Annotated in this window: 4 protein-coding genes; 1 reads left to right on the top strand and 3 read right to left on the bottom strand. The window is 69.4% G+C overall.

Annotation, left to right across the window (positions count from 1 at the left end; all coding sequences use genetic code 11):
• The first annotated feature begins 843 nt into the window (after positions 1 to 843).
• The gene (locus tag IE295_RS33105; RefSeq protein WP_190067509.1) at positions 844 to 1,248 is read left to right on the top strand and encodes an FKBP-type peptidyl-prolyl cis-trans isomerase; all 405 of its coding nucleotides are present in this window, start codon (positions 844 to 846) and stop codon (positions 1,246 to 1,248) included.
• 351 nt (positions 1,249 to 1,599) lie between these two features.
• Here IE295_RS33105 and IE295_RS33100 read toward each other — a convergent pair whose 3' ends face one another.
• Genes IE295_RS33100 through IE295_RS33090 form a run of 3 tightly spaced genes read right to left on the bottom strand, consistent with a single transcriptional unit; the run spans position 1,600 to position 4,056 of the window.
• The gene (locus tag IE295_RS33100; RefSeq protein WP_190067508.1) at positions 1,600 to 2,457 is read right to left on the bottom strand and encodes a hypothetical protein; all 858 of its coding nucleotides are present in this window, start codon (positions 2,455 to 2,457) and stop codon (positions 1,600 to 1,602) included.
• On the bottom strand, positions 2,438 to 3,331 hold the full coding sequence (locus IE295_RS33095) for an aldo/keto reductase (RefSeq protein WP_190067507.1): 894 nt from the start codon (positions 3,329 to 3,331) through the stop codon (positions 2,438 to 2,440). The genes IE295_RS33100 and IE295_RS33095 overlap by 20 nt, the downstream gene beginning before the upstream one ends.
• A complete protein-coding gene (locus tag IE295_RS33090) occupies positions 3,328 to 4,056 on the bottom strand; it encodes a JmjC domain-containing protein (RefSeq protein ID WP_229923031.1) in 729 nt (242 codons plus the stop codon). Before IE295_RS33090 ends, IE295_RS33095 begins: the two co-directional genes overlap by 4 nt.
• Positions 4,057 to 4,124 lie beyond the last annotated feature (68 nt).

Raw genomic sequence — 4,124 nt, 5'->3', positions numbered from 1 at the left:
TGCGGCGGCAGCGGCTCCAGGTGATCCCACAGCTCATCCGACACGATCCACGGCGACGTCCCCATGCAAAAAGCAACGCTCAGCTGGCTATCCAGGCACGCCCATCAGGCCCGATCCACCTCGTTGCGTTAGCCGCCGTAACACAGCATGTAACCCTGAGCCTCAAGCATGATCCGGGCCAACGCCGGACCGACGGCCCGCCACTGATGCCCAACGCTCGACGTCTTCGCTGGTAAACGCCCCGGCCGTTGCCGCTTCCCCAGCAGGCGAAGAATCTTCTAGTGAGCTACTCGGCGAAGAAGCTGGGGTTCTTCTAAGCGATCAACAAAGCCACCAAACGGCGGAGTTGAGGGCCGAGCCACCTCCCACAACCCAGCAAGACATAAGCATGCCGCTTGCCCCGCTGAGACACTTCGACCCAGTTCGCCCATCCGCCTGATCAAGGCTTCCGGACCAGCCACGGACCAATGTCAGCCTTGCGCAACCAACGCGGTCTCGGGACACGCGCCGTCGCCATGCCCGGACGGTCATTTTTGGGCTGATCCACGACGCGGTCGACATAAGGCGCTCCGCCATGACACCGGACTGTCGACCGAGCCAATCAAGACATCTCGCAGTGCGCCGGCAGCCGTCCGTGCCTCGTCTCGTTCGGGCGATTGCTGGCGTGACCCGTGCGTGCGGGGTCGCGTTCATCGGCCATGCGAAAGATCATCACGTGTGGCCGCTGGATTCGGTGTGCTCCGGGAATCGGCATTCTCGGTAGCGTGACCATCTGCTGCATGAGGTGTCCACGTGTCCGGCTGGTCCGTGCGGGGGCTTTCGACGGAGAGTGATGAGGCTGCAATGAGTGAACTGACGAAGCCCGAGGTCGAGGTTCCGGAGGGTGACGCTCCTACCGAGCTGACCATCCGGGACCTGGTCGTCGGGGACGGGGCTGAGGTGAAGCCGGGCATGGTGGTCAGGGTCCACTATGTCGGGGTGACCTTCGAGTCCGGGAAGGAGTTCGATGCCTCCTGGGACCGGGGCCAGCCGTTCAAGTTCGCCCTGGGCAGTGGCAGGGTCATCAAGGGCTGGGACCGGGGGGTGAGGGGGATGAAGGTCGGCGGTCGGCGCGAGATCATCGTTCCCCCACGTCTCGGCTACGGCAAGCAGTCGCCCTCGCCGTTGATCCCGCCGGGCTCGACCCTGGTCTTCGTGGTGGACCTGCTTGACTCGTATTCCAGCACAGCCGGGTGGAGCAACGCCTAGCTCTGGCCGCTCCTCCCCTTCGACGCGCTGCGCCGTCTCCCGGGGTTGGCGGACGGCGGGTGCGCGGAGCGGGCGCCGGTACGGCCGTAATGGCGCGACCGGTCGGCAGCCGGCTGAGCGGGATCCCCTCGGTCAGTCGCGTGTCGCCCTTCCCACAGGGCGCGCCCATCCACCCGATCACCGCTGGCTCCATGTCTCCGCCACCGCCCCCGACGGCCCCCGCCCACTCGCGTCGCAAAGGGCCGAGGAGCGGGCAGTCGGATCCGGAAGAACCCGCCAGTCGCCCCAGGGCGAGCAGGGGAGCGGCTCGGCGCCAGGGGGAGGCGTCCGGGCCTGGGCGGGAGGGGGAGATCAGGCAGTTGCCTTGGCTGGAGCCGAGGCCGGAGGGCGGACGCCGGTCAATTCCTCCGCGCGCTGTCGCAGGATCGGGCCCAGCTCGACGTACCAGCCGCGACCGACGGCCTGGAGCATTTCTGCGAGGGCGATCTGTTCGCCGATCCGGCCGGCCGGGGTGTCGAGGATGTGGGCGAACTCGACACGGATGCGGTCGGCTACGGCGGGGACGCGGAGGCTGTTCACGTAGAGCATGGCCGGGTCGTAGCCTACGGGGACGGCGCCCCAGCGTTCCCAGTCCAGGATGACGAGGGGATCGTGGGTGAGGTTGGCCCACTGGAGATCGGCGTGGCCAGTGATGCGTTCGGTGATGGCCGGCGCGGGGATGCCCAGGAACTCGGGGAAGACCCGGTCTGCCCAGGACTGACGGATGGTCTCGCGGGGCGGTTCGGCGGCGCTCAGGGCGTCCAGGCTCTCCCGCAGGGTCGTCCACCAGGAGTCCGGCAGCCCCGGGTCCTCGGTGAGGTCGGGCGTCTCCGGAGAGATGACCGGCTGGGCGATGTAGTCGATCAGCTCCGCCTCGAAGACGTGCTCCCCTCCGTCCCAGCGGTGAAGGTCGTGGAGGTGCGGGCGGGAGACCTTGCCGGACACCCGCTCCTCGGCGAGCGCAATGCCCTCGTTCCGTTGGGCAGGGGTCTTCGACGCCTCACCGCAGTGGACGCGGAGCCAGTGGCCGCCCTCGGTGCGGCTGCCGATGGTGCGGCCAAGCCAGCCCCACGCCGGTGTCCCGGTCGTCGTGGTGGACAGCCTTCCAGCGGCGTGCGCCAAGGCGTCCTCCATGCGTGCCCTGGTGGTCTCATCCTTGGGCGAGTACATCGGTGACCTTCCTGAGCCGGCCCGGGTCGAGCGGGGAGGCGATGGCGTCCTTCGCGGCGACCCAGTGCTGTCCAGTGCTTGCGGACAGCAGTACCACGTCCAGGCTCGGGCAGGAGGCCGCAGCGAGGAGGCAGGCGGCGGCCGGCGAGGCCCCAGGGCGCACGAATTCGGCGAGTTCGGGCGTGGTGAGGGCCGGGAGTTCGCCGCCGTGCAGGGGCGAGGAGCCAAAGGTGATCAGGCCGGCGGCACGGGCCTGGACCAGGGGGCCCCGACCGTCGAGAGCGAGGGCGATCGGCCGGGCCATGACGAGGCTGACTGGTTGCTGGATGGCTCGCAGGTGATGTTCACCCGATCCGGCGGCTTCCTCTGCCAGGCCCAGAAGTTCGGGGACGGTGAAGGCACCGTGCTGGAATCCCGACCAGGTGGCCACGCCGTATCCGCCGATCCTGCCTGCGGCGGCGAACTCCTCCAGGACGGCGAACAAGGCACGCAGCCGCTCGTGGAGCGCGGCGCGGTCGAGGCGGGAGTGCTCGGGGTTGTGGACGAACACGAGGTCCGCGCGGCCGAGTGCGGCAAGGGAGCGGTCCGTCTGCCAGCGGGTGAAGGCAGGACCGAGGCTGTGGCCGGCGGTTACCTGCTGCGGGGTGAGGAGCCCGGCCTGTACTGCGGCCTCGCCCTCAGCCTTGCTGAAGAACCCCGTCTTCGTTGCGACCATGGCGCGCGGGTGATGGGAGATGACGGGGCCGAGCATCTGGTGGGCGTCCTTGTAGTTGGGGGCAGTGTCGATCCACACCAATCCGTCGGCGCACGCGGTGCGTGCCGCCTGCTCGACAGCGCGCACCCGGTACGTCCCCAGTCCGAGGGCAGCGGTCACCTGGAGCCCCCGACGACGGCGACGGCTTGCCCCACGACCAGGGCGGTGACGACTTCGGCCGTCTGCCCGACGCTGAGGCCGGATTCGACGGCCAGTACCTCGAGCGTGATCGGCTTCCCGTCGGCCAGGAGGCGGAGCGCCGGGGCGACGGGTAGGGCGAAGGTCCATTCGTTCCCGGCGCCGGAGAACGTCACCGCGTCGTCGTCCTGGTCGATGCGAGCGCGGGGAGCGGTGAGCTGGACGGTGATCCCCGGCTGGGGCGGAACGGCGGTGAGGTAGGGCAGGGACAAGCGCGGAAGACCCGGGTGGGTGGTGTCCAGCGACCTGTCCCAGCGTTCGAGAACCCTCGGGTCCTCCAGGGCGGCCAGCACCTCCTTCCGTACGGCGGCCAGGTAGTCCGTCCGCTCCTCAGGTGTGCCGAAGCGGGGCACGTCGGCGCGGACGGTCGTGCTGGCCCGAAGGTCGTCACACAGCCAGCCGAGGAACTCGGCGCCGGTCTGTGTGGCGAGTCCGAAGGTGACGTGGAGCGAGGCGGTACCCTGGTCGGCGCTCACGGCGTGCCACCAGCCGCGCGGCAGGTAGAGCATGTCGCCGGGCGTCAGGACGATGTCCGTGATCGGCTCGCCCGTCGGCGCCTCGGGCGCTTCGACGTCGCGCCAGGCAGGGGCCTGGCGGGTGGGGCCGTAGATCTTCCACCGCTTGGAGCCTTCGAGCTGGAGGACCACCAGTCGGGTAGGCCCCCCGCATTGCTGCGGGGGAGCCCCCCTCAGAACCGGACGTGCACCTCTCGGCG

Origin of the sequence: Streptomyces griseocarneus, from assembly GCF_014655595.1 — a bacterium.
GTDB lineage: Bacteria > Actinomycetota > Actinomycetes > Streptomycetales > Streptomycetaceae > Streptomyces > Streptomyces griseocarneus.
Note: the sequence above shows the minus strand (reverse complement) of the source record. Positions and strands in the feature narration are given on the sequence as shown.